The following is a 23,908-nucleotide window of genomic DNA, read 5'->3' as shown; positions in this document are numbered from 1 at the left end:
TTACTTAGGAGGGTTTTTCTGTTGCATCCAGTTTCGCCAACCGCCCGTCTCAGTGATTTCAGTGGCGCCTTCGATGCCATAAGGTTCGCAAATGAACCCCACCACTTGATCGCCCTCGATCAGTTCTACTTTTCCGAGCCCTAATGGAGAGGGGATTAATGCGAGAAAAGACCCTAAATGTTGTTTCGGCATCGCCCAAACCTCGACTTCGATGGAACTTCCTTTTGAGTCATCCTTGACTAAACCGGGTTTTAAAATAGGACCGCCAGCCAGTTCAAAAAAACGATATTTGGGCGCGGTTTGAGTGGTTTTCAATAATTGCGCTCCACGCTCAGTTAATTGAGTGTTTAGCGGAAAATCGGTGAGGTGGGCACCGACCACCGCTAATGGAATGGTATCGGGTGTTTGAAAAAGGCTTGAGTTCGCAGTGGGAAGAGGGGTTTTTTTAGCGCCAGCCACGTCAACAAAATGAGCATGAAGTTCATCAGTCAACTGTAATAGCTTGCGGTCACTTCCAGCTGGAGCGAACAAAGTGATGCCGGTTGGCATCTGGTCGGCTCTGAATCCTGTTGGCATGGCCACGGCGGCATAATCCAGCAGATTCATAAAATTGGTGTAGGTGCCGAGTATCGAATTTAACCCGATTGGATCAGACTCGATTTCCTCAATACTGAAAATAGTGGGGGTGGTTGGCGTTAAAAGACAGTCTACGGTTTTCCAGATGGACTGCGTTTCATTTTGCGCCTTTTGTAAGGCATAGCTGCCTTTGTAGGCATCCACTGCGGAGAGATTTCTTGCCCCGGCAATGATATTGCCGACTGTAGGGTCAAGTACAGATTCATTGGCTTCAAAAAAGGACTCAATAGCAGCATAACGTTCCGCAACCCAAGCACCACCATACAGTAATTTAGCGGTTTCCAGCCAAGGCTGAAAATCAATTTCTTTGATTTCAAATCCAAGTGTTTTGAGTGTTTTGATGGTCTCAATAAAATTGGCTTCAGCTTTTGCATCATCATTGAAGATTAAACTGTTTTTGTCAGGAATACCAATCACCGGTTTTGTTGGCCATGCAGGAGGCGTTAAGGTGATTTCCGTTCGACTGAAATCATCGGTTGAATCTGGCTGAGCTGCGGTGTCAAAAACGGTATAAGCGTCTTGTGCATTTAAGGCAAAGATGCTCACCACGTCTTGAGAACGCACCGCTGGGACGACTCCAGATGTGCTTAACAGTCCTTTCGAGGGTTTTAGACCAATCAAGTTATTAAACGCTGCTGGTACACGACCGGACCCCGCTGTATCGGTGCCGAGTGAAAAACTGCACAACCCTAAAGACAGCGCCACGGCCGACCCTGAACTGGAACCGCCTGAAATCATGTCGAAATCAAATGCGTTATGACAAACCCCGTAAGGTGAGCGTGTCCCCACCAGACCCGTTGCAAATTGATCCATATTGGTTTTGGCGAGAGGAATTGCGCCGGCATCAATCAAAAGTTGCACCACAGTGGCTGATTGCTTAGGCATATAAGCGAATTCTTTGCAGGCCGCCGTGGTGGGAATGCCTTCCAAATCAATATTGTCTTTTATGACAAATGGAATCCCCCAAAGTGGCAGACTGTTCGGGTCAGTCGATTCCAGCCGAGTTAGATAAAATTCCAGTTCCTGTTCAGTCAATAGATGAGTAAACAGGTTGTAATCAGCATATTCCCGTGCTTGTTGCCTTAGCGTCGCGACCAGTTTTCGGGGGGTTAATTCCCCTGACTCATAGCTTGTTTGTAATTGAGAGATACGACAGTCCATTAGTCTGTGACCTCCATAACCATTAATGCTTGACCATTTTGAATGAGGTCGCCTTCATTAATTAAGATTTCAGTAATCACGCCATCGGTTTCTGCTTCCACTGGAATTTCGATTTTCATGGTTTCTAAAATCGCAATCACGTCGCCTTCTTCGACTTTATCGCCCGGCTTAACGGTAATTTTCCAAGCACTTCCGGTAATCGGCGACAGTGCCGCTTCAAACCCTTCCGGGATTTCGGCCATCGGCTCATTCGCAATTTCTTCTTGGTCTGAAGACACATCGTAATTGGCCTGACCGTTTTCTTCCCAGCGTTGACGTTCGGCTTCAAACGCGGCTTGTTGCTTGGTTCTGAAAGCATCAATGCTGTCGGATTCTTCGGCCAAAAAGGCTTGGTATTCTTTCAGTGATAAGGTCGTTTCTTCAATCGAAATATCGTAGCGACCTAATGGGAAGTCTTGTCTGGCTTGCGCCAACTCTTCTTCACTGACCGGATAAAATTGGATCTGGTCAAAGAAGTCGAGCAACCAGGGTTTGCCAGGTGGGAAAAATTTTGTATTGCGATAAGCGTTCCACATTTGAATGGTTCGACCTACAAATTGGTAACCGCCCGGGCCTTCCATACCGTAGACGCACATATATGCGCCTCCAATCCCAACGGCATTTTCCGGTGTCCAGGTGCGGGCCGGATTGTATTTAGTGGTGACCAAACGATGACGAGGGTCAAGCGGTGTGGAAACCGGTGCGCCCAGATATACATCGCCTAATCCCATTACTAAGTATTTGGCTTCGAATACAATGCGTTTTACATCTTCGATCGAATCCAACCCGTTGATGCGGCGAATAAACTCAATGTTGCTCGGGCACCAAGGGGCATCCGGACGAACCGAATTCATGTATTTTTCAATCGCGAGCTTGGTGCTCGGATCATCCCAAGACAATGGTAATTTCACAATCCGGCTTTTCACGGTTAAATCTTGTGCCGAAGAAATTTCTTCTTCCAACGCAATCAGTTTTGCAATGATGTCTTTTTGAGAAATCTTGCGAGGATCATAGTGCACTTGCAAAGATCGGATACCAGGGGTTAAGTCATTTAAAAATGGCCAGGCCTGGTCGTTTCTCAGTTGTTTGAGTTTATCTGTCAGTACCTGGATTCGGAACCGTAAAGCCAAATCCAATTCCATTGCACCATATTCAATTAAGACATGGCTGTCCCCAGAGCGGCGGTATTTGACACCGAATTCATGCTCTTTATCCGACAGCTCAAAGGCGAGGCACGATTGTTCGGTGGGTTCCTTTAAAAACGTTAAAGCGGGTAAGGCTTTTGGCGTTAAGCTTTGCAAAGCAGCTTCTTGTGCTTTTAAAGCGGTTTCTGCCATTTCAGTCGAAACGGGTTTGAAACGGATTTTATCGCCAGGGCGTAATTGCCCCATTTTCCATTGTTCCGCTTCGATGATGGTCGCCGGACAGACGAACCCACCTAGGCTAGGCCCATCCTGCGCCAGAATAACCGGCATATCACCGGTAAAATCAATCGCGCCAATCGCGTAGGCATTATCGTGAATATTGGAAGGGTGTAATCCGGCTTCGCCGCCATCGGTTCTTGCCCAATTGGGTTTTGGACCATTCAATCGAATCCCGGTTCGACTGGAGTTGTAATGCACTTCCCAGTCGGTGGAGAAGAAGGTTTCGATGTCTTCCTCCGTAAAGAAATCCGGACACCCTTGTGGACCGTAAATCACGGCGATTTCGGCATAATTGGTCAACTCTGGCATCAGTTCCGATGGTAGGTGGTTTATTTGTGTGTCGTCAACAGAGGTCGATAAATGCAATACATCGCCGGCACGCAATAGACGGCCGGCATGACCACCAAAGCCACCCAATGAGAAGGTGGTTTTACTGCCCATATAATCCGGTACATCAAAGCCACCTTTGACGGCTAAGTAAGCTCTCTGCCCCAGTGATTTAATGACTTTTGATTTCAGTTGTTGCCCGGCTTTCACCGATACGGCTTCATTTTGCGGGATCGGTTGTTTATCTAGCGTAGGGTTGATATTAGCCCCGGTAATACAAATCACCGTATCGCGGTCAAACTTCAAGCTGACACCGGAAACCGTCATTTCAATGGTGGCCGCTTCTTCTTCGTTGTTCAAACAGCGGTTTGCCAAACGATGGGAGAGGGCATCCATCGGCCCGGAAGGCGGCACGCCGATGTCCCAATAGCCTAAACGACCAGGGTAACTGACCAGCATCGAGTGTGTACCCGGGTTGGTGATTTCGACCGTACTCGGTTGGTGAGTAAAGCTATTTAAAAACTGGGTATATAAGTTTTTGGCTTTGATAAACGCAGGCGCATGGCTGAGTGCAGCCAGGTAAATAATGTTGGTTTCAAACCCATCGATACGGGTCTCACCCAAAGCCGTCTGAAGTTTGGTGACCGCCGTTGCACGATCATCGCCTTTCACAATGATTTTCGCCAGCATCGGATCATAATAAGAACTGACATCTTGTCCGCTGGTACACCAAGTATCAACACGGCAATCTGTTGGCATTTTCCAACCGGTCAGTTTTCCTGAGCTGGGTTGGAAATTTTTGAAAGGATCTTCGGCGTAGACACGTACTTCAATAGCATGACCTTGTGCTGGCTTAACCGCTTCTGGAAATGTCTGGTCGTAAGCCACTTGAATCATCCATTGAACCAAATCGACATCACGCACGGCTTCGGTAATCCCATGCTCGACCTGTAAGCGGGTGTTGACCTCCAAGAAGTAATATTGATTGGTATCGGCATCGTAGACGTATTCAACCGTTCCGGCAGATTGGTAATCTACCAGCTCACCCAGTCGAACGGCATGGGCTTCCATTTCGGCGACCTGTTCTCGACTGATACCGACAGCGGGGGTTTCTTCCACCACTTTCTGGTTTCGACGCTGCAATGAACAATCACGTTCACCAAAGGAAACCACTTTGCCAAGCCCATCCCCGAAGATTTGAATTTCAATATGGCGTGCATTCACCACGAATTTTTCCAGGAAAATGCCGCTTTGACCAAAAGAGTTTTGACTGAGACGCGCGACCTGCTCAAATGCTTCTGCAAGATCATCCGGCGTATCGCAACGTTGCATCCCAATACCCCCACCACCAGCGGTACTTTTTAACATCACCGGGAAACCAATGCGGTCTGCTTCTTGTTGCGCGTCTTCGAGTGAGGAAAGTAAGTCTGATCCCGGTAGTAACGGTACATTGGCTTTTATGGCAAGCTCGCGTGCAGTGTGTTTGAGTCCGAAATCGCGAATATGGTCAGGTGCCGGTCCAATGAATTTAATGCCCATGCTTTCACAGGTTTCGGCAAACCCATCGTTTTCACTTAAAAAGCCATATCCTGGGTGAATGGCTTCCACACCAAGTTCTTGCGCTTTTTCCAAGATAAGCGGTACGTTTAAATAGGTTTCGGTTGCTACATTGCCTTTCAAGAAAATGACTTCATCTGCTTGCTGTACGTGCAATGACGCGCGGTCAGCATCGGATGCCAGCACCACTGACTGAATGTTCATTTGTTTCAAGGTACGGATGATTCGGGTTGCGATGGCTCCGCGGTTGGCAATGAGAATTTTCTTAAACATGGCTATTCCTTTTCAGCTCGTTCTGAAGGGTTCAATTTCGTTTTGCTGTTTATTTCCAGATAATCATTTCGACAGGCGTCGGGTTATATCCATTACACGGGTTATTCAGTTGCGGACAATTGGAGACCAAAATCAAGGTATCCATATGAGCTTCCATTTCCACATAGCGTCCAGGAGCAGAGATACCGTCATCAAAATCTAAATGTCCATCTGGCGAGACCGGAACATTCATGAAGAAATTGATGTTGCTGGATAAGTCGCCTTTAGTCATTGGCTTATCGGCATTGCATTCACATTGCCCGAGTGCCGTTAAGAAAGAATCGCGACAAGAGTGCATGTGTCTTTTCTCGATGGCATAGCGCACAGTGTTACTCTCTGCTGAGCACGCGCCACCAATCGTGTCGTGGCGACCACAGGTGTCATCCACAATCGTCAACATGGGGTTCAGTAAGTTCGACTGAAGAACGGACCCCTTGGTTAAATAAATATTGCCTTGCTCCCGAATCGTATCCGTCGCTGAATAACGCTCGGAATGGTCATGAGCATTGTAAAACAAGGTATCTACCGCTTGATTGCCTTCAAGGTCGACGATGCGAAAGCGCTGCCCGGCTTTGACTTCATGCATCCAAGGATCGCCTGCTTCGACGACTTCACGATAAACAATTCGATTGGCATCAATATTAGCATTCGTCATTGGGATTTTCTCCATAGTAGATTTTGGTGTTGTAATAAGCGCGTTCATTTTCCGCGCGATGTAAGCGGCACGCATCGTCTTTTTTGATAACATCGGCTTTGAATACGGTCAACTCAATTGGTTTTGGGTTGTATTCAGGGGCGGGGTCAAGCGGGTGTTGAACGGTTGAAAGGCAGACAATGGCGTCCATTTCAAAGCGTAGGTCAACATAATTTCCCGCAGATGAATTGTTTGGCACATAGGTCATGCTGCCGTCATCTTCTACGCGGACTTTACTGAACCAGTTGATATTGGGCATGATATCACTGGCATTCAGCCCCCATTTTTCCAGTTCATTTAAAAGACTGTCGTAGCCGTTTTTAAAGTAGTCGTTATGAGCAGTCTGGTAGCTTTTGTCACCATATTTTTGTTGGACTGATTTGGCGTGAGATAACCCACCGATAGTGTCATGCCAACCACAGGTGTCTTCGATAATTGAACAGATGACACGTCCCATATCGGTAAAACACATATTGGGCTTCGTCAAAAACGCGGTTTTTTGGGCTTTTAATGTGTCGGGCATGTTGTAGCGTTCATTTTTAACCTCAATGTTGTTCATTAACATTGATACATTGGCGTTGCCTTCAATGTCAGTTAAACGAAGCACGGTGCCGCGACGAATGATGCCGGACCAATGTGCGCCACCCGGCAAATGTTCTTGCCAGATAAAACCGCCAGGCCTGGTTGTTTTTTGAGAAAGGTTAGCAGTATTTTCAGTCATCAGACGTCTCCTGTGAAAAATCATTGGATGCCGTAAAAATTGGCGGCAAAGCAAAATTGGTTAAGTAAAGATTGCCTGTTTTCACTCCTCGGTTCGAGAGAAATTTATGGCTGATTTTGTTTAAATCCTGTGCGGGTCCTTGCATTAGATTTACTTCTAATGTGTGGTGGTTCATCAACTGTATTTGTGTTGAGGAAATGATTTCCGCGACATATTGATGCTTTAGCTGATTCAGTTTCATTTGCAAACCGGGTACAGCATGGTCATAAACCAGAGTTAAGGTGCCTGCCATGACTTCATTTGTATGATCTTGCTGGTATGCCGACACTTCTCTTTGAATGATTTCAGCCAATAGCGCAGAACGGTTGTTGAAACCTCGGTCAACGACCAGTTTGTCCAAATCTTCCAATATTTTGGCGGGTAAAGATGCGCTGGTTCTGACTAAGTGATTATTATTTTGTGTCATTAGAATATATCCGGTACTTCAGCATTAACGGGAACAAGGCGCACCATGCTTAATTTTTCTTCAAAATCTAGCTCTGGTTGTGGCGGGTGAACCAAACTTTCCAAGTATTCTTTAGTCGCCATAAATTCTGGGCTGAGCATGGTGTCTTCTTCTCGGGGGCGAGGCAAAGGCACATTGACCACTTCATGCACGCGTCCAGGATTCGCGTCTAGCACTAAGATGCGATCAGCCAAATAAATCGCTTCATCCAAGTCATGCGTGATGAAAAAGATGGTGATATCAATGTTTTGCCAGATTTCCAGTAAATATTGCTGCATTCTTAGGCGGTTTTGAGGGTCAAGAGCCGCAAAGGGTTCATCCATCAGTAACACCTTAGGCTGGTTTGCCAGTGCTCGAATAATGGCCACACGTTGTTTCATGCCACCGGATAATTGATGTGGATAGGCCTCAGAGAACTTTTCCAACCCAACTAAATCTATCCATTGCAACGCTTCGGTTTCGGCTGAGTTTTTTGACATGCCACTTTGGGTTAAACCAAACATGACATTTTCTTTCACCGACATCCAGGGGAATAAAGAGTAGCTTTGAAATACCATGCCGCGATCAGGGCCAGGTTCGACGACTGCTTTGTTTTCCACATAAATTTCACCGGCTTCTTTGGTTTCCAGGCCTGCAATCAGGCGAGCCAGTGTCGATTTACCACAGCCAGATGGACCGACGACGCAAACAAATTCACGTTTATAAGCGGTAAAGTCGATACCATCGAGTACCTTATTGGTTTTTCCTTTATGTTCGAAAGATTTTTCAAGCGCATTAATCTCAAGAGCTTTAGGGCGTTCGGTAATGCGTTGATTGCGGTCTTTGATGGCCGGTGTTTGCCATTTTTCTAAGGGATGGTTTGATTGTGTCATTTGTCTCACTCCTTAGTGTGAACCATGCCATGGGAAAAGACGCTTCCCAATGCGAGCTAAAATCATGTCGGTAACAATACCGATGAACCCAATAATTAAGATGGCGGCAAACACATTGTCGAAGTTTTTATACCGTGCTTGCTGTGTGATGAACCAAGTAATCCCTGAACTGGTTCCGATTAATTCCGCTACGATCAAGTAAGTCCATGCCCAACCGAGCAGGATTCTCATATCTCGGTATAAATCTGGCAGTACACCTGGAATAATCACTTGACGAATCATCGAAATGCCTTTGCATCCTAGGGTTAATGATGCTTCAATCAATGCCATGTTCAGTTTTCGAGTGGTATTAGCCGAAATCAATACCATTTGAAAAAAGGTTCCGATAAAGATAATGGCAATTTTGGGGGCGTCATAAATACCAAGGATGGCGACCGCTAAAGCCCCAAAGGCCGGCGCGGGTAAATAACGAAAAAATTCGGTAAAGGGTTCGATTAAACGAGAGGCCGAATCATAGGTTCCAGCCAGCAGTCCAAGCGGCAAGCCAAATACCATGGACCAAAAGAACCCCCAAGCAATGATTTGAATGGAATGTCCTAGGCTTTCATGAAACCAGGGTTCGTTACTGCGTTTAGGCGGTGTTGTGAAAGCTGTGTAAAGCGCCGTAGCCACTTCATGCGGTGCTGGAAGATAAACCGGATTGGCCGGTTCACCTTTTGGCAAGTGAACAGGTTGCTCGGTTTCGGTTTGTTTAACGAGAATTTTATCGATCTCTCGTTGATAAATTTCTTTATCAATCAACGTGCCTTCTCTAAAGTAACTGACATCCCCCGGATCGGTGATTTCTACTTGCGGATGCCAGATGAAAGGCACGTAACTGACGATAGACCAAAGCAGAATCGGAATCGCAAAACTGGCGAAGGTTAACCAGTTTCTTGAACGTTTATCGAGTTCAACGCGTGGAGTGGTCCAAGATTTTGAAAGTATAGCCATAGAAAAGGTCTCTTGAGTTATGGTTTGTTTTTAAAGTAACAAACATAAACAGTATTACGTTTTTATTTAATCGTAATAAGCAATGGGTGTACCAGTTAAAAAAGACCTTTTAATTCAGTGTGTTAGGAGTTTTTAAAATTTATTTTTGGTGTTTTTTATTCGATTTGGTGCTTGTTTGAAGTATTTTGGGGCGTCTATTGAGGAGGTTGGAATAAGTCTAAGGCATTTTGGTAGGCGATTTTTTCGGCGACCGGTTTTGGGAGTTGTTCCAGCCATAGTCGAATTTTGCTGACAGCGTCGTCGAACCTTAACCAGCGTTGAGTGCTGAAGGTGTCAATGGCGGCCAGAAGTTTGTCTTGGTGTTGGATAAGGAAAGCTTTCCACTCCGGTTTAATCTGGCCTGATGCAGTAACAAATAAGTTATCTCTAACCGAAGTATCCATATATAGATGTGTTGGATGCCTTTTAAAAATCTTAGCTAAAGAGTTGGGGGTAGGGTGTGTTCCTAAGTGAGCCCAAATAACCGTTGTGTTAGGAGCAAGCTTGAAGATATGATCGACAATTTCGGCATCACCATGAATCATGATCATCAAGTTTCTTTGTTGAGCGGTCTTGATTACTTTGGCTAAGACCGGGCTATAGACATCTTGCTTAAAGATATGAAACTCTCCTATGCCTTGATAGGGGAAGTGGTCGAGTGTTGCGTTAAGACCGTTAAGCGTTGAGAGGTCAAGCATCCAGTTTGGCTTGTTTGCTTTGGTTTGATAAAGACTTAAAAAAGGAATAATCCGATTGGGCATCGCTTGATAGAGTAATTCGGTTTTGGCGGTAGGAGTGCTGGAAATTAAAGCGCCAATAATATGGTTTCGGTCATAACGTTGCTGAATCTGTTCTGGGGATAATGTCTGACTGTCCGCTAAAGAGTAATGTGAATGGCTGTCAAAAATGGGCATAGGTTCTGCGGCACTATTTAATGATAGCCCTATTGATAAGATCAACAGAACGGATTGAAGCTTTTTCATTTCGACCCTCTTATAAATGGTAAGTGACCAGTTCATTTATGCGTTGCTGATAATTTACCTCAGGTGTTGGTGCCTTTCCAATTGGGTCAATATTTTTTTCAGGGTTGTTTAGTAAGGTGTGAAATGTACCGACGGCACATTTTGCTAAAGGCTCTAGGTTGTAGCCCCCACCCAGTGAAAAGCTGATTCGGCCTCCGCAGAGCTCCTTGGCAGAGTTAAGGCATTTCTCTACGAGTTGGTTAAACCCGGTTACCGAGACCTGATGCTCCGCAAGAGGGTCTTGCCAATGTGCGTCATAACCGGCAAACACAATAATATGTTCGGGCTTGAAAGCTTCTAGCTTCGGGTGGATGACCTGGTCGTAGACATTTAGATAGGTTTGATCGCCAGCGCCTTTTGGGAAGGGGCAGTTCACGACGGTGCCTTTCGCGTTGTCTTTTCCTGTAAAAGTATGTCCGCCGGTCATCGGCCAAAACGGGTGCTGGTGAATCGAGACGGCCATAATGGAAGGGTCATTGTCCGACAAGTCTTGGGTGCCATTGCCGTGATGGACATCAAAGTCAATAATAGCAATACGCTTGACACCTCTATATTTCTGCAAGGCACGGGCGGCAATAATATCGGAATTAAAAATACAAAAACCCATGGCTTTATTTTGTAAGGCGTGATGACCGGGTGGACGAAGCAGGGCGAAACCATGGTCGATCTTTCGATCGTAAATGGCGAGATTTAAGTTAATGTTGCTGCCTGCCGCCATTTTGGCGGCATCAAAGCTGGAAGTGTTCAAGTAAGTGTCACCTTGGTATGGCTCGTAAAAGCCACCGCCGGACTCGCTCAGTATTTCAATTTCATCAATATAGCTTTGTGTGTGAGCTAACAGTAATTCCTCATTGGTAGCTAGGCGGCTTTCAACCGGCGTTAATTGAGACCAGATGTCTTGTTTTTCCATCTCGTTATTAATGGCTACTAAACGTTGGGCATTTTCAGGGTGGTCGGCCATGTCGTGTTTAAAAAATAAAGGGTCAAGTACCACGCCTGTAGAAAAACGACCAGGCCTGGTGGCTTTTCCGAAACTAACGGTGCTGAGCGAGCTTGAGCTGAGAGCACTCAGGGCTAATAGGTTCTTAATAAACTCTCTTCTGCTGGACATGGCTATTCTCCTAAAAAGAATCGTTCAATATAGTCTCTCTATAAAGTGTATGTTTTTTGATTAAAAAGTATAGAGGGAACGAGCGAGTTCAACATTTGATTCTTATTTCATCCAGATTTAAGGTTTGCTGACGTGTTGAGGGAGAATATAAGTCGAAAATATGTCGCTTTATCGTAGTATTGCGAACCAAAAGCATCAGAAAGCAAAAAACTTTAAAAAAAGTAAAGAAAAGGGTTGCAAAAAAACGGGTGGCGGTTAGAATACGCATCTCTTTCAAACAGAGCTCAAATAAAGCAGCTACGGCAGCGGAATTTGGAAGTGTTTAAAAGGGTTTTTTGAGTGGCTATTTGAGATGAAAATCGAGAATAAAAACTTCGAAAAAAAAGCGTAAAAAAAGCTTGACGCTGATTAGAAGTTAAGCCTATAATACTCGGCTTACTGAGACGGAACACGAAGTGAGACGGCTTGGTAAGGAAGACCAAGAGTTCTTTAAAAATCAGGTAATTCAGAGATAATTTATGTGGAAGTTACTTAAGTGAGTAACCGCAAATATAAAAAATCTCGACAACTATGTATATGGTAAAACATGTACCTTGTTAATTTCGAGAGTTTTGTGAGCAGTTAAGCTCATTAAAAAACATAATCAAGATTAAACTGAAGAGTTTGATCCTGGCTCAGAATGAACGCTGGCGGCAGGCCTAACACATGCAAGTCGGACGGAAACGACAAGAACAATCACTTCGGTGTGCGTTTTTGGGCGTCGAGTGGCGGACGGGTGAGTAACGCGTGGGAATCTACCCTTTAGTTGGGGACAACATATGGAAACGTATGCTAATACCGAATATGCTCTACGGAGTAAAGGTGGCCTCTACTTGTAAGCTATCGCTAAAGGATGAGCCCGCGTTAGATTAGCTAGTTGGTAAGGTAAAGGCTTACCAAGGCGACGATCTATAGCTGGTTTGAGAGGATGATCAGCCACACTGGGACTGAGACACGGCCCAGACTCCTACGGGAGGCAGCAGTGGGGAATATTGCACAATGAGGGAAACCTTGATGCAGCCATGCCGCGTGTGTGAAGAAGGCCCGAGGGTTGTAAAGCACTTTCAATTGTGAGGAAGATTAAGTAGCTAATACCTGCTTAGTTTGACGTTAACTTTAGAAGAAGCACCGGCTAACTCTGTGCCAGCAGCCGCGGTAATACAGAGGGTGCAAGCGTTATTCGGAATTACTGGGCGTAAAGCGCGCGTAGGCGGACTGTTAAGTCGGTTGTGAAAGCCCTGGGCTCAACCTAGGAACTGCATCCGATACTGGCAATCTAGAGTTTAAGAGAGGGAAGTGGAATTCCAGGTGTAGCAGTGAAATGCGTAGATATCTGGAGGAACATCAGTGGCGAAGGCGACTTCCTGGCTTAAAACTGACGCTGAGGTGCGAAAGCTTGGGTAGCGAACGGGATTAGATACCCCGGTAGTCCAAGCCGTAAACGATGTCAACTAGCTGTTGGCCTTATTAAAAAGGTTAGTAGCGTAGCTAACGCGATAAGTTGACCGCCTGGGGAGTACGGTCGCAAGATTAAAACTCAAAGGAATTGACGGGGGCCCGCACAAGCGGTGGAGCATGTGGTTTAATTCGATGCAACGCGAAGAACCTTACCATCCCTTGACATCCTGCGAACTTTCTAGAGATAGATTGGTGCCTTCGGGAACGCAGTGACAGGTGCTGCATGGCTGTCGTCAGCTCGTGTCGTGAGATGTTGGGTTAAGTCCCGCAACGAGCGCAACCCTTATCATTAGTTGCTAACATTTAGTTGAGAACTCTAATGAGACTGCCGGTGATAAACCGGAGGAAGGCGGGGACGACGTCAAGTCATCATGGCCCTTATGGGATGGGCTACACACGTGCTACAATGGGGGGTACAAAGAGCAGCCAACTGGCGACAGTGCGCGAATCTCATAAAACCTCTCGTAGTCCGGATCGGAGTCTGCAACTCGACTCCGTGAAGTCGGAATCGCTAGTAATCGTGAATCAGAATGTCACGGTGAATACGTTCCCGGGCCTTGTACACACCGCCCGTCACACCATGGGAGTGGGTTGCAAAAGAAGTGGGTAGTCTAACCTTCGGGAGGGCGCTCACCACTTTGTGATTCATGACTGGGGTGAAGTCGTAACAAGGTAGCCCTAGCGGAAGCTGGGGCTGGATCACCTCCTTTAAGACAAAGACGGTTGCGAGCTTAAGCTAGCTTTCACATAAATTATTTCTGAATTACTGAAAAGATGAGAACGACCTGGGTCTGTAGCTCAGTTGGTTAGAGCGCACCCCTGATAAGGGTGAGGTCGGTGGTTCAAATCCACCCAGACCCACCAATTTTTGCACTAAATCGTTAGTCAGAAATGAAATCAGGGGAAGAAAGATCACCTGCTGATTACCCGATTGGGGCTATAGCTCAGCTGGGAGAGCGCCTGCCTTGCACGCAGGAGGTCTGCGGTTCGATCCCGCATAGCTCCACCAATATCCCTGTTAATGAGTTTTAGTTACAAAAGTAACTAGAGTTTATTAACAGTCATATTGGCTGAAGAAACAAAGAAGTTCTTTAAAAATTAGGAAAAATCTCTAAGTTAAAAAATAAACTTAGAAACAATAAACTGGCGTTATTTGATGATAACGACAGCACTTTAAACTTTAATTAGTTTGAAGTGTCGCCAGTTTATTGAGTTAGTCCAGTTGTCTCCAACGACTGGGCTAACGAGGTAACAATGTATCTTAAGAGTTCAATGATTTTGATATGACGAATGTAAAGGTTCCGATATTAAAATCACGATACAAACTCAAGCGAGAACATGTCAGCGTAAAAAACTTTTAGTTACGTACACTCATTAGATCTTATAAACAGAAGCAGTTCATAAATGGTATAGCTACCAGAACTTGTGGAGTTAACAAAAGGCATAAGGTTATTTTTGAGTTGTATAGTTAAGTGACTAAGCGTACACGGTGGATGCCTAGGCGGTAGAAGGCGATGAAGGACGTAGTAACTTGCGATAAGCCACGGGGAGTTAGTAAACAAGCTTTGATCCGTGGATTTCCGAATGGGAAAACCCATCCTTTATGGATATCCCTTTATGGGAGGCTAACCTGGAGAACTGAAACATCTAAGTACCCAGAGGAAAAGAAATCAACCGAGATTCCCCAAGTAGCGGCGAGCGAACGGGGACCAGCCCTAAAGCATTTATTAAGATAGCAGAACACTCTGGAAAGTGTGACGATACAAGGTGATAGTCCTGTATGCGAAATCTTATTAAGTGTTATTCGAGTAGGGCGGGACACGTGAAATCCTGTCTGAACATGGGGGGACCACCCTCCAAGCCTAAGTACTCCTTAACGACCGATAGTGTACCAGTACCGTGAGGGAAAGGTGAAAAGCACCCCGATAAGGGGAGTGAAATAGTTCCTGAAACCGTGTACGTACAAGCAGTAGGAGCCCACTTGTTGGGTGACTGCGTACCTTTTGTATAATGGGTCAGCGACTTACGTTATGTTGCGAGGTTAACCGAATAGGGGAGCCGAAGGGAAACCGAGTCTTAAATGGGCGTTTAGTAGCATGGCGTAGACCCGAAACCGGGCGATCTATCCATGGCCAGGTTGAAGGTGCCGTAACAGGTACTGGAGGACCGAACCCACGTATGTTGAAAAATGCGGGGATGAGCTGTGGATCGGAGTGAAAGGCTAATCAAGCCCGGAGATAGCTGGTTCTCCTCGAAATCTATTTAGGTAGAGCCTCATGTCTCACTGTTGGGGGTAGAGCACTGTTATGGTCTAGCGGGCCGTCAAGGCTTAGCAGCCCATTGCAAACTCCGAATACCAACAAGTGCAATCATGGGAGACAGACAGCGGGTGCTAACGTCCGTTGTCAAGAGGGAAACAACCCAGACCACCAGCTAAGGTCCCTAAACACTACTCAGTGGGAAAGGATGTGGGAAGGCTTAGACAGTCAGGAGGTTGGCTTAGAAGCAGCCATCCTTTAAAGAAAGCGTAATAGCTCACTGATCGAGTCGGCCTGCGCCGAAGATTTAACGGGGCTAAGTAGTGTACCGAAGCTGTGGATGCCATTTATGGCATGGTAGAGGAGCGTCGTGTAAGCCTGCGAAGGGGTGTTGTAAAGCATCCTGGAGGTATCACGAGTGCGAATGCTGACATGAGTAGCGATAAAGGGAGTGAAAAGCTCCCTCGCCGAAAGACCAAGGTTTCCTACGCAACGTTAATCGACGTAGGGTTAGTCGACCCCTAAGACGAGGCCGAGAGGCGTAGTCGATGGGAAGCAGGTTAATATTCCTGCACTTTTTATAACTGCGATGGAGGGACGGAGAAGGCTAAACTAGCTTGCTGATGGTTGCAAGTTTAAGGTAGTAGGCAGAGATCTTAGGAAAATCCGGGATCTTAATGCTGAGAACTGATGACGAGTCCTCTTTTGGACGAAGTAGTTGATGCCATGCTTCCAAGAAAAGCTTCTAAGCTTCAGGTTATAAAGAATCGTACCCCAAACCAACACAGGTGGTCAGGATGAGAATTCCAAGGCGCTTGAGAGAACTCGGGTGAAGGAACTAGGCAAAATAACACCGTAACTTCGGGAGAAGGTGTGCCCCTGCCGGTGATGAGACTTGCTCTCTAAGCTAGTGGGGGTTGCAGAGACCAGGTGGCTGCAACTGTTTACTAAAAACATAGCACTGTGCAAAATCGAAAGATGACGTATACGGTGTGACGCCTGCCCGGTGCCGGAAGGTTAATTGATGGGGTTAGCTTATGCGAAGCTCTTGATCGAAGCCCCGGTAAACGGCGGCCGTAACTATAACGGTCCTAAGGTAGCGAAATTCCTTGTCGGGTAAGTTCCGACCTGCACGAATGGCGTAATGATGGCCACACTGTCTCCACCCGAGACTCAGCGAAATTGAACTCGCAGTTAAGATGCTGCGTACCCGCGGCTAGACGGAAAGACCCCGTGAACCTTTACTACAGCTTTGCACTGGACTTTGATACTATCTGTGTAGGATAGGTGGGAGGCTTTGAAGCAGTGACGCCAGTCATTGTGGAGCCATCCTTGAAATACCACCCTGATATTATTGAGGTTCTAACCTAGGGCAGTGAATCCTGCCCAGGGACAGTGTATGGTGGGTAGTTTGACTGGGGCGGTCTCCTCCTAAAGAGTAACGGAGGAGCGCGAAGGTACCCTCAGCACGGTCGGACATCGTGCAATGAGCGCAAGAGTAAAAGGGTGCTTGACTGCGAGACAGACACGTCGAGCAGGTGCGAAAGCAGGTTCTAGTGATCCGGTGGTTCTGTGTGGAAGGGCCATCGCTCAACGGATAAAAGGTACTCCGGGGATAACAGGCTGATACCGCCCAAGAGTTCATATCGACGGCGGTGTTTGGCACCTCGATGTCGGCTCATCACATCCTGGGGCTGAAGTCGGTCCCAAGGGTATGGCTGTTCGCCATTTAAAGTGGTACGCGAGCTGGGTTTAGAACGTCGTGAGACAGTTCGGTCCCTATCTGCCGTGGGCGTTGGAGAATTGAGGGGGGCTGCTCCTAGTACGAGAGGACCGGAGTGGACGATCCGCTGGTGTTCCAGTTGTCATGCCAATGGCATTGCTGGGTAGCTATGATCGGGAAGGATAACCGCTGAAAGCATCTAAGCGGGAAACCTGCCCCAAGATAAGTTCTCCCTAGACTTTAAGTCTTCTAAAGGGCCGTTAAAGACTATGACGTTGATAGGCAAGGTGTGGAAGTTCAGTAATGAATGAAGCTAACTTGTACTAATTACCCGTGAGGCTTAACTATACAACTCAAAAGTAACTTTTGTTTATCAATGGATGAACTGAAGGTTGACATGTTTGAGCTTGAGTAAGACTCTAAAGATCATTGAAGCCTAAGTTAAGATTTAAACAGAGATTTTTCCAAATTCAGTGAGTGGTTCATGACAATGAACCGCTTACATAACCCCATTGCTTGGGGACAATAGCAAGATGGAACCACCTGATCCCTTTCCGAACTCAGAAGTGAAACGTCTTAGCGCCGATGGTAGTGTGTCAGGTGGCATGTGAGAGTAGGTCATCCCCAAGCTTATATTCCGAAAAGCCCGTAGCTGTTCAATCACTACGGGCTTTTTTTTGTCTAAAATTCAGTGATTCCAGATATTCTGCTGAAAATAGACTGCCAGTCTTGATTGAATTAAGACGATATCAAAGGGTAGCCAATCTCAGTGCACTATTAATGGCTGGCATTAACCAAGCCTTTACTTCCCCACTTATTGACCGCTGCCATCGCTGCTGTGAGCGCGTTGTCAGGGAGCGAAAGCACTTGTTTGGCGGCATCGCGATATTCTTTTAATTCTTGATTAATATATAGATCCTGATCTGTTGAGCTGACGATGTAATTTGAAAGTATGGTGAGCGCTGTTAAATGTTTAATAGTTTGGTTTCCAACTGTTTTGATTGCGAAATCAATATCATGGTGGAACAGAATCGTTTTATAAATTTCTGGTTGAAGGTGCCATTTTTTGGCTAATAGACTACCAACATAGACATGGCTCGTTTGATAATGTTTTAACTCATTTTGATAAGCTGATATTGGATTACTCAGTGAGGCTATGAACATTTCTTCATATAAATCAGGCTCTAATTTAGACAAATAGATAGCACCGATATTCTGCATAAGACCTGCCATATAAGCCTGTGATCTTGATACATCATATACCCAATAGGATAGTTCTGCGGCAGCTAATCCTGATTTTGCGCCATGAGTGAGGATGGATTTTTCGAGCGCATTTTGAGCAACTAAATTTGAAATAATTGTTGATACAAAAAGATTCAGTATATCATCCAATCCAAGCAGATTAACTGCAGCTTTTGCATCACGAATTAAAGATCTTTCACTGGTGACATTTGTATTCACTAAGGCTAGAAATTCAGCCAGTAATTGTGGGTCTTTGCTGATTAAGCTTGCAATGGTGACTGTATTGGGGAATTTTTTATTAAGTTCTTCTTTTAAAAGTAAAATGACTTCAGGTAAATCAGGTACTTCAATAGTTGATAATAATGTAGCGGCTTTCTTGATTAAATTTTCCATAAAATAGTACGTAGTTTTATTGAGTAGAGATTCTACCAATATTTGTCCTAAAACAAATATGTTTTAGGCAAAAAGTTGATTTCCTTCATAAAATTATTAATTAACATTTAAAAATCATGGTGTTATACTTGAGTTATTGAATCATCAATGCGTGTTATATTATGGTTGTTTCGCTTAATACAATATCTCCTAATGCATCTCCCCATGGAGTAATCAGTCAAAATGTGCCTGATCACAAGTTAGATACGACTCCCGCTAATGAGATTCTAATCCCATCGAAGTCTAGAACTTCAGCGTTGGATACCTTTCAATCAACTCTAAAAACAAGCACCCAGAGCGGTGCAGAAAATAATCAAACAGATGAAAAAAGCCGAGCAATTGCTGATCAGAAAAAAAATGAGCAAGAAGTTGCACAAATTATTCAGCAACTTAAGGTCAGAGATTTAGAAGTAAAGGCACATGAACAAGCCCATTTGGGTGTGGGTGGGCAATATGTTACCAGTGGTGCCAGTTATGTTTATCAGACTGGTCCAGATGGTAATCGTTATGCGATTGGTGGTGAAGTGGGCATTGATACCAGCCCAATAGCAGGGGACCCTGAAGCGACGCTGTTGAAAGCACAACAAGTACAAGCCGCAGCGATGGCCCCAGCAAAACCTTCTTCACAAGATTACAGTGTGGCTCGGGCGGCCATGCAAATGGCGAATAATGCAAGAATGGAATTAGCACGTTCTGATGAGAAAGACCAAACAACTAACAATAATCAAGCAACAGAAAATAACAGGAATGATGCACAACAATTAGTTGCGGCTGAAGAATCAGTTGAACCAAAAGTAATTGCTAAAAATGATAATGGTTCGCTCATCAGTCCAGAAAGACAACAGTTTGATTTAAGAATGGCGACGCGCTAAATAGGCCAAAGGACGGCAAGTCCAATGGTTATTTTAAACCTATATTTAAACGCTTTTAAACTGGGCAGAATGTTTGTTGCATTGCGAGCCTGTAAATAATTCTGTGTAAACGCTCGGTTGATCAAACATAAGGTTTCAAGCGTTCTTCATGCAGAATCATAAACTGGTTCATGGCTAATTTCCAGTCTCGAATCGGCATGGTCCATTTTTTTGAGGCCGATTCAATGGCCAGAAAAATGATTTTAAAGGCCGAGTTATCATGGCTGAAGATCTTGCGATTCTTGGTGGCTTTGCGAATCACCGAGTTCAAAGATTCAATCGCATTCGTCGTATAGATCACCTTGCGGATCGCCTGAGGGTACTGGAACAGCGTGGCCACATTGTCCCAGTTGTTGCGCCAGGAACGACCGATATTGGGGAATTTGTCATCCCATTTGGTCTCGAACTGCTCAAGCGCCAACAGAGCTTCTTCTTCGGTCACTGACTGGTAAACCTGTTTGAGGTCGTTGGCGACCTGTTTGCGCTCTTTGTAGCCAACATAACGCAGGGAATTGCGCACCATGTGCACAATGCAAAGTTGAACATCTGCCTGAGGGTAGACGGTATTGATGGCCTCAGGAAAGCCCGTCAGGCCATCAACGCTTGCGACCAGTATGTCCTTGACGCCTCGGGCTTCAAGGTCGTTTAAAACGCTCAACCAGAACTTGGATGACTCGGTCTCAGACAGCCACAGGCCCAGGCATTCTTTTTGGCCGTCGGTATTGACGCCAAGCGCTACATACATGGTTTTTCGCACCACCTGTTTGTCCTGGCGGACCTTGATGACAATACCATCGAGATACAGCAGCGGATAGACTTCGTCCAACGGACGAGAACGCCAGAGGGTGACTTTTTCCATGACCGCTTCGGTGACCTTGGAGATCAGTGTTGGCGAGACATCAGCGCCATACATCTCTTTGAACGTTGCCACAATGTCTCGGGTGGTCATGCCTTTGGCATAAAGCGCCAGTATCTGGTCATCCATGCTGGTCAGGCGGGTTTCGCCTTTTTTGATAATGGTGGGGTTAAACTCACTCTGGCGATCCCGAGGGATGGCGATTTCCACTTCGCCATGGTCGCCTTTGAGGGTTTTAAATGAATAGCCGTTTCGGCTGTTGTCGCTGTCGGAACTGTGGTGCTTGGGATAGCCCAGGTGCTCTTCCATTTCAGCACCGAGGGCGGCTTCAACGGTCATTTTAAGCAGACTGGCTGAGAGGTCAGACAAGTCGCTCTGAGTTTTGATATCCTTGGCCAGCTCAGCGGCCATGGCTTTGAGTTTTTCTTGGTCGATGTTGCTCATAGTGATTTTCCTTTTCGGGGAATTTTAAACTATGAGCGTTTACACAATTTGGTTTACAGGCCCTTGCATTGCTTCAAGTAAGTTCAGAATTTGCGGGTCTCTTACTCGGCATAGAATTTTGCTACCTTCTCTTCTTGACGTAATAATTTCTTTTTCTCTTAAGATATCAATGTGTTGTGAAATGTTACTTTGAGTGGTTCCTACTTTAGAAACAATGTCCATAACAGGTAGTTCACTGTCTCCTAATACACATAGAATCTTTAATCTTAGCGGATGTCCCATTGCTTTTAATGCTTTAGATGCTTTTTCAATGTTTTCTTCTTTTATTGCCAATGGGTTTACTTCTTCCATTATTCTGTCACCATCTTATAGTTATATAAAAATATGCTTAAATGTTAATTCTAAATAAATAGTACACTAAAGTCACTTAAAGTTAACTTATAATGGGACTAAATTAATTTTTACGGTGCTTTTAGAGTTAAAAAGCTATAAATCCTTGGAGTAAAGAGTGAAAGTAACTTGGGCAAAGAAAAGTTTTTGGATGTTTTTTGGCGCAATTTTAGGCGCAATGGCAGTTGTTGGAACCAGTGTCTGGGCTGAAGGAAAGAGTGGAGATGCTGGAGCTGAAGCGACAAAAGAAGTGGCGGTGCCATTAGAAGAGCTGCGCGCATTTGTGGAAGTCTTTGATCGAATTTCAACGGATTATGTTGAACCGATTGAAGATAAAAAATTGTTAGAAGGGGCGATTGATGGGATGTTGTCAAGCTTAGACCCTCATTCGGCTTATCTTCCGCCTAAAAATTATAAAAGAATGGAAGAACATACAACCGGTCAGTTTGGTGGACTGGGTATGGAAGTTGGTATGGAAGACGGATTTGTGAAAGTGGTTTCGCCGATTGATGATACTCCTGCGCAAAAAGCTGGTGTGAAAGCAGGTGACTTAATCATCAAGTTGGATGAACATCCTGTCAAAGGTAAGTCATTAGCTGAGGCAGTTAAGATTATGCGAGGCAAGCCCGGTTCAAAAATCACATTAACAATTGTCCGCGATGGTGTAGATAAACCGATTGTGATGGTTTTGACTCGCGCTATTATAAAAGTGAAGAGTGTTAAAGAGCAGTTATTAAAAGATGGGATGGGGTATGTTCGTATCAGTCAGTTCCAACTGCGTACCGGTGAAGATTTAATTAAATCGATTAAGGCGTTAGAAAAGGAAAATAAAAAACCACTGAATGGTTTAGTGTTGGATTTAAGAAACAATCCCGGTGGTGTTTTACGGGCAGCAGTACAAGTCTCGGATGCTTTTTTAAATGATGGCTTAATCGTTTATACGAAAGGGCGCGTTAAAAACTCAGAAATGCGTTTTGAAGCGGAAGAAGGAGATGTCCTTAACGGTAAACCGATTGTGGTATTGATTAATGAAGGCTCTGCTTCGGCTTCAGAAATCGTATCGGGTGCTTTACAGGATCAAAGACGTGCGTTAATTGCCGGTCGTACCAGTTTTGGTAAAGGCTCTGTTCAAACTTTGATTCCATTAAATAATGGTGGGGCCATTAAAGTAACAACGGCACGTTATTTCACACCGTCTGGACGTTCTATTCAAGCGGAAGGGATTGTGCCAGATATTAAAATTGATCAAGTGAAAATTGAAAAATTGAAAGCGGCTGACTTTACTCGAATTAAAGAAAAAGATTTATCAGGTCATTTAGATAATGAAGATGACAAAAAACAAGCGGAAAAAGTCGTCCAGAAAGCAGATAAAGCACTTGAAGAGCTACTGGCCAATGACTATGAACTGCATGAAGCATTAAGCTTACTAAAAGGCATGTACTTTACACAACAGATGCGAGGACATGAATGAGTCAAAAAAAGGTACTAATTCCACTGGCGCAAGGATGCGAAGAGATAGAAGCCGTCACTTTGATTGATTTGTTGGTTCGAGCTGAAATAGAGGTAGTCACGGCCAGTCTTGATGATAATCGGACCATTACGGCGAGTCGAGGTGTTCAATTAATCGCACAGACTACATTAGAGTCTGTGTTGAAAACGCCGTTTGATTTAGTCGTGCTTCCGGGTGGCCTTCCAGGGGCAGATCACTTGAATAAAGATCTGCGATTGCATCAACTCTTAAAAAATGTGTTGGTAGCGGGCGGTTATGTCGGTGCCATTTGTGCGGCACCTAAGGTGTTGGTGTCGGCAGGTCTTCTGGAAGGCAAGCAAGCCACCAGTTTTCCAGGCGTGATCGATCAGCATCCGGCAGAGGGGATGACTTATCTGAACGAACCTGTGGTTGTGGATGGCCAAATTATTACTTCCCGCGGTCCTGGAACCGCAATTGCGTTTGCTTTGACTTTAATTGAAATGTTAGTAGGGGCTCCGAAGCGCGCTGAAGTACAGGCAGCCCTTCAAATTTAGTTCAAATGCTTTCTCAGGATTTTTTTAATCTGTAATGCCAGTTGCCTAGATTGTTCATCGGTTAATTCCAAAGTGGGTCGTCTTTGGTGGCTGGCTTCTTGCTGTGCTTGTATTAGAAGCTCTTTTAACACCGTACGTTCATCCAATGTTTTGTCTGAATCTTTAGGTTGATTCATGGCGTTTCCTTTTGATTGGGAGATCTTTCAAGTGGTCAGGCCTGGTTAAAAGGTATTCTTTTTTGGCATCATATCGATTTCATTTAAAGCACACAAATTATTTTTATTTGTTTTTGGATTTTATTTGTTTTAGACTTTAGCTATGAAATTTTCATATATCGCGCTCATTTTTGTTTTTCTGTTCAGTCAGTTGCAACTTACGGTTGCTTCAGAAACAGAAACGATATCAGCTTCTCAGCAAGCTGAGCATGCGTCATGTATGTCTAATATGTCTCATCACGACATGGCATCTGCCCATGACTGTTGTCAACATGATTCAACATCGGATATGCATTGTCCATCGTGTGGTGATGATTGTCATTGTGGTCCATCATGTCATTTTTCAATGCATTCGGTCGATATCGCTCCTTTTATTGATTATTCTTTCCAACCAGTGGTTGCGTCTTTTGTCCAACCGAGTACTTCAACACTGGTTTCGGCTGAACTGACTCACGAAAAGCGTCCTCCCAAATTTTCATAATTTCTTCTAGATTAATTGCCT

At 45.0% G+C, this 23,908-nt stretch carries 17 protein-coding genes, 2 tRNA genes and 3 rRNA genes; 9 read left to right on the top strand and 13 right to left on the bottom strand.

Annotated features, from left to right (window positions below):
- From atzF to GHNINEIG_RS09380, 9 genes are all read right to left on the bottom strand, one after another.
- Complete coding sequence (gene atzF / locus GHNINEIG_RS09420) at window positions 1-1,797, bottom strand: allophanate hydrolase (RefSeq protein ID WP_135796416.1); 1,797 nt, start codon at window positions 1,795-1,797, stop codon at window positions 1-3.
- Window positions 1,797-5,417 carry an urea carboxylase gene (uca, locus tag GHNINEIG_RS09415; RefSeq protein WP_135796415.1) on the bottom strand — a complete coding sequence of 1,207 codons (3,621 nt, stop codon included), beginning with the start codon at window positions 5,415-5,417 and terminating at the stop codon, window positions 1,797-1,799. Before uca ends, atzF begins: the two co-directional genes overlap by 1 nt.
- A gap of 49 nt (window positions 5,418-5,466) precedes the next feature.
- Window positions 5,467-6,111: an urea amidolyase associated protein UAAP2 gene (locus tag GHNINEIG_RS09410; protein ID WP_135796414.1), complete on the bottom strand. Its 645-nt coding sequence runs from the start codon at window positions 6,109-6,111 to the stop codon at window positions 5,467-5,469.
- Window positions 6,098-6,871: an urea amidolyase associated protein UAAP1 gene (locus tag GHNINEIG_RS09405; protein WP_135796413.1), complete on the bottom strand. Its 774-nt coding sequence runs from the start codon at window positions 6,869-6,871 to the stop codon at window positions 6,098-6,100. Before GHNINEIG_RS09405 ends, GHNINEIG_RS09410 begins: the two co-directional genes overlap by 14 nt.
- Window positions 6,864-7,337 carry a CopG family ribbon-helix-helix protein gene (locus GHNINEIG_RS09400; RefSeq protein WP_135796412.1) on the bottom strand — a complete coding sequence of 158 codons (474 nt, stop codon included), beginning with the start codon at window positions 7,335-7,337 and terminating at the stop codon, window positions 6,864-6,866. Before GHNINEIG_RS09400 ends, GHNINEIG_RS09405 begins: the two co-directional genes overlap by 8 nt.
- Entirely contained in the window at window positions 7,337-8,248 is a 912-nt protein-coding gene (locus GHNINEIG_RS09395; protein ID WP_135796411.1) for an ABC transporter ATP-binding protein, read from the bottom strand. Before GHNINEIG_RS09395 ends, GHNINEIG_RS09400 begins: the two co-directional genes overlap by 1 nt.
- A gap of 12 nt (window positions 8,249-8,260) precedes the next feature.
- Window positions 8,261-9,241, bottom strand: coding sequence for an ABC transporter permease (locus tag GHNINEIG_RS09390; protein WP_135796410.1), 981 nt, complete (start codon window positions 9,239-9,241; stop codon window positions 8,261-8,263).
- Between the two features lie 194 nt (window positions 9,242-9,435).
- Window positions 9,436-10,263: an amidohydrolase family protein gene (locus tag GHNINEIG_RS09385; protein WP_135796409.1), complete on the bottom strand. Its 828-nt coding sequence runs from the start codon at window positions 10,261-10,263 to the stop codon at window positions 9,436-9,438.
- A gap of 10 nt (window positions 10,264-10,273) precedes the next feature.
- Entirely contained in the window at window positions 10,274-11,413 is a 1,140-nt protein-coding gene (locus GHNINEIG_RS09380) for a histone deacetylase (RefSeq protein ID WP_135796408.1), read from the bottom strand.
- A gap of 651 nt (window positions 11,414-12,064) precedes the next feature.
- Between GHNINEIG_RS09380 and GHNINEIG_RS09375 the strand changes: the two genes are divergently transcribed.
- The 5 genes from GHNINEIG_RS09375 (at window position 12,065) to rrf (ending at window position 17,521) form a co-directional block, all read left to right on the top strand.
- Window positions 12,065-13,620, top strand: a 16S ribosomal RNA gene (locus tag GHNINEIG_RS09375).
- Window positions 13,621-13,697: 77 nt separating this feature from the next.
- A tRNA-Ile gene (locus GHNINEIG_RS09370) sits at window positions 13,698-13,774 on the top strand.
- A gap of 69 nt (window positions 13,775-13,843) precedes the next feature.
- Window positions 13,844-13,919: transfer RNA gene (locus GHNINEIG_RS09365), tRNA-Ala, on the top strand.
- A gap of 457 nt (window positions 13,920-14,376) precedes the next feature.
- A 23S ribosomal RNA gene (locus GHNINEIG_RS09360) occupies window positions 14,377-17,239 on the top strand.
- 167 nt (window positions 17,240-17,406) lie between these two features.
- Window positions 17,407-17,521 (top strand): 5S ribosomal RNA (gene rrf / locus GHNINEIG_RS09355).
- Together the 16S, 23S and 5S rRNA genes with 2 tRNA genes alongside form the textbook arrangement of a ribosomal RNA operon.
- A 147-nt stretch (window positions 17,522-17,668) precedes the next feature.
- On the opposite strand, the gene GHNINEIG_RS09350 is transcribed toward rrf, so the two are convergent.
- Window positions 17,669-18,526, bottom strand: coding sequence for an HDOD domain-containing protein (locus tag GHNINEIG_RS09350; RefSeq protein WP_135796407.1), 858 nt, complete (start codon window positions 18,524-18,526; stop codon window positions 17,669-17,671).
- A 224-nt stretch (window positions 18,527-18,750) separates the two neighbouring features.
- Here GHNINEIG_RS09350 and GHNINEIG_RS09345 point away from each other — a divergent pair, with 224 nt between their 5' ends.
- A complete protein-coding gene (locus tag GHNINEIG_RS09345) occupies window positions 18,751-19,437 on the top strand; it encodes a putative metalloprotease CJM1_0395 family protein (protein ID WP_223260870.1) in 687 nt (228 codons plus the stop codon).
- Between the two features lie 121 nt (window positions 19,438-19,558).
- On the opposite strand, the gene GHNINEIG_RS09340 is transcribed toward GHNINEIG_RS09345, so the two are convergent.
- Together GHNINEIG_RS09340 and GHNINEIG_RS09335 are read right to left on the bottom strand one after the other, a co-directional pair.
- Window positions 19,559-20,767 (bottom strand): IS256 family transposase, encoded by a 1,209-nt coding sequence (locus tag GHNINEIG_RS09340; RefSeq protein ID WP_135796803.1) that lies wholly within the window; start codon window positions 20,765-20,767, stop codon window positions 19,559-19,561.
- Window positions 20,768-20,815: 48 nt separating this feature from the next.
- Window positions 20,816-21,127, bottom strand: coding sequence for an ArsR/SmtB family transcription factor (locus tag GHNINEIG_RS09335; RefSeq protein WP_135796405.1), 312 nt, complete (start codon window positions 21,125-21,127; stop codon window positions 20,816-20,818).
- A gap of 190 nt (window positions 21,128-21,317) precedes the next feature.
- Between GHNINEIG_RS09335 and GHNINEIG_RS09330 the strand changes: the two genes are divergently transcribed.
- Together GHNINEIG_RS09330 and GHNINEIG_RS09325 are read left to right on the top strand one after the other, a co-directional pair.
- Entirely contained in the window at window positions 21,318-22,637 is a 1,320-nt protein-coding gene (locus GHNINEIG_RS09330; protein ID WP_135796861.1) for a S41 family peptidase, read from the top strand.
- Complete coding sequence (locus GHNINEIG_RS09325) at window positions 22,634-23,191, top strand: DJ-1 family glyoxalase III (RefSeq protein ID WP_135796404.1); 558 nt, start codon at window positions 22,634-22,636, stop codon at window positions 23,189-23,191. The genes GHNINEIG_RS09330 and GHNINEIG_RS09325 overlap by 4 nt, the downstream gene beginning before the upstream one ends.
- Here the strand turns inward: GHNINEIG_RS09325 and GHNINEIG_RS09320 are convergent.
- On the bottom strand, window positions 23,188-23,367 hold the full coding sequence (locus GHNINEIG_RS09320; protein WP_135796403.1) for a hypothetical protein: 180 nt from the start codon (window positions 23,365-23,367) through the stop codon (window positions 23,188-23,190). The two genes, GHNINEIG_RS09325 and GHNINEIG_RS09320, sit on opposite strands and share 4 nt — an antisense overlap.
- A gap of 142 nt (window positions 23,368-23,509) precedes the next feature.
- Between GHNINEIG_RS09320 and GHNINEIG_RS09315 the strand changes: the two genes are divergently transcribed.
- Window positions 23,510-23,887: a hypothetical protein gene (locus GHNINEIG_RS09315; protein ID WP_135796402.1), complete on the top strand. Its 378-nt coding sequence runs from the start codon at window positions 23,510-23,512 to the stop codon at window positions 23,885-23,887.
- Window positions 23,888-23,908 lie beyond the last annotated feature (21 nt).

The organism is Hydrogenovibrio crunogenus (assembly GCF_004786015.1).
GTDB classification, from domain to species: Bacteria; Pseudomonadota; Gammaproteobacteria; order Thiomicrospirales; family Thiomicrospiraceae; genus Hydrogenovibrio; species Hydrogenovibrio crunogenus.
This window is presented reverse-complemented; position numbering and strand designations above follow the sequence as displayed.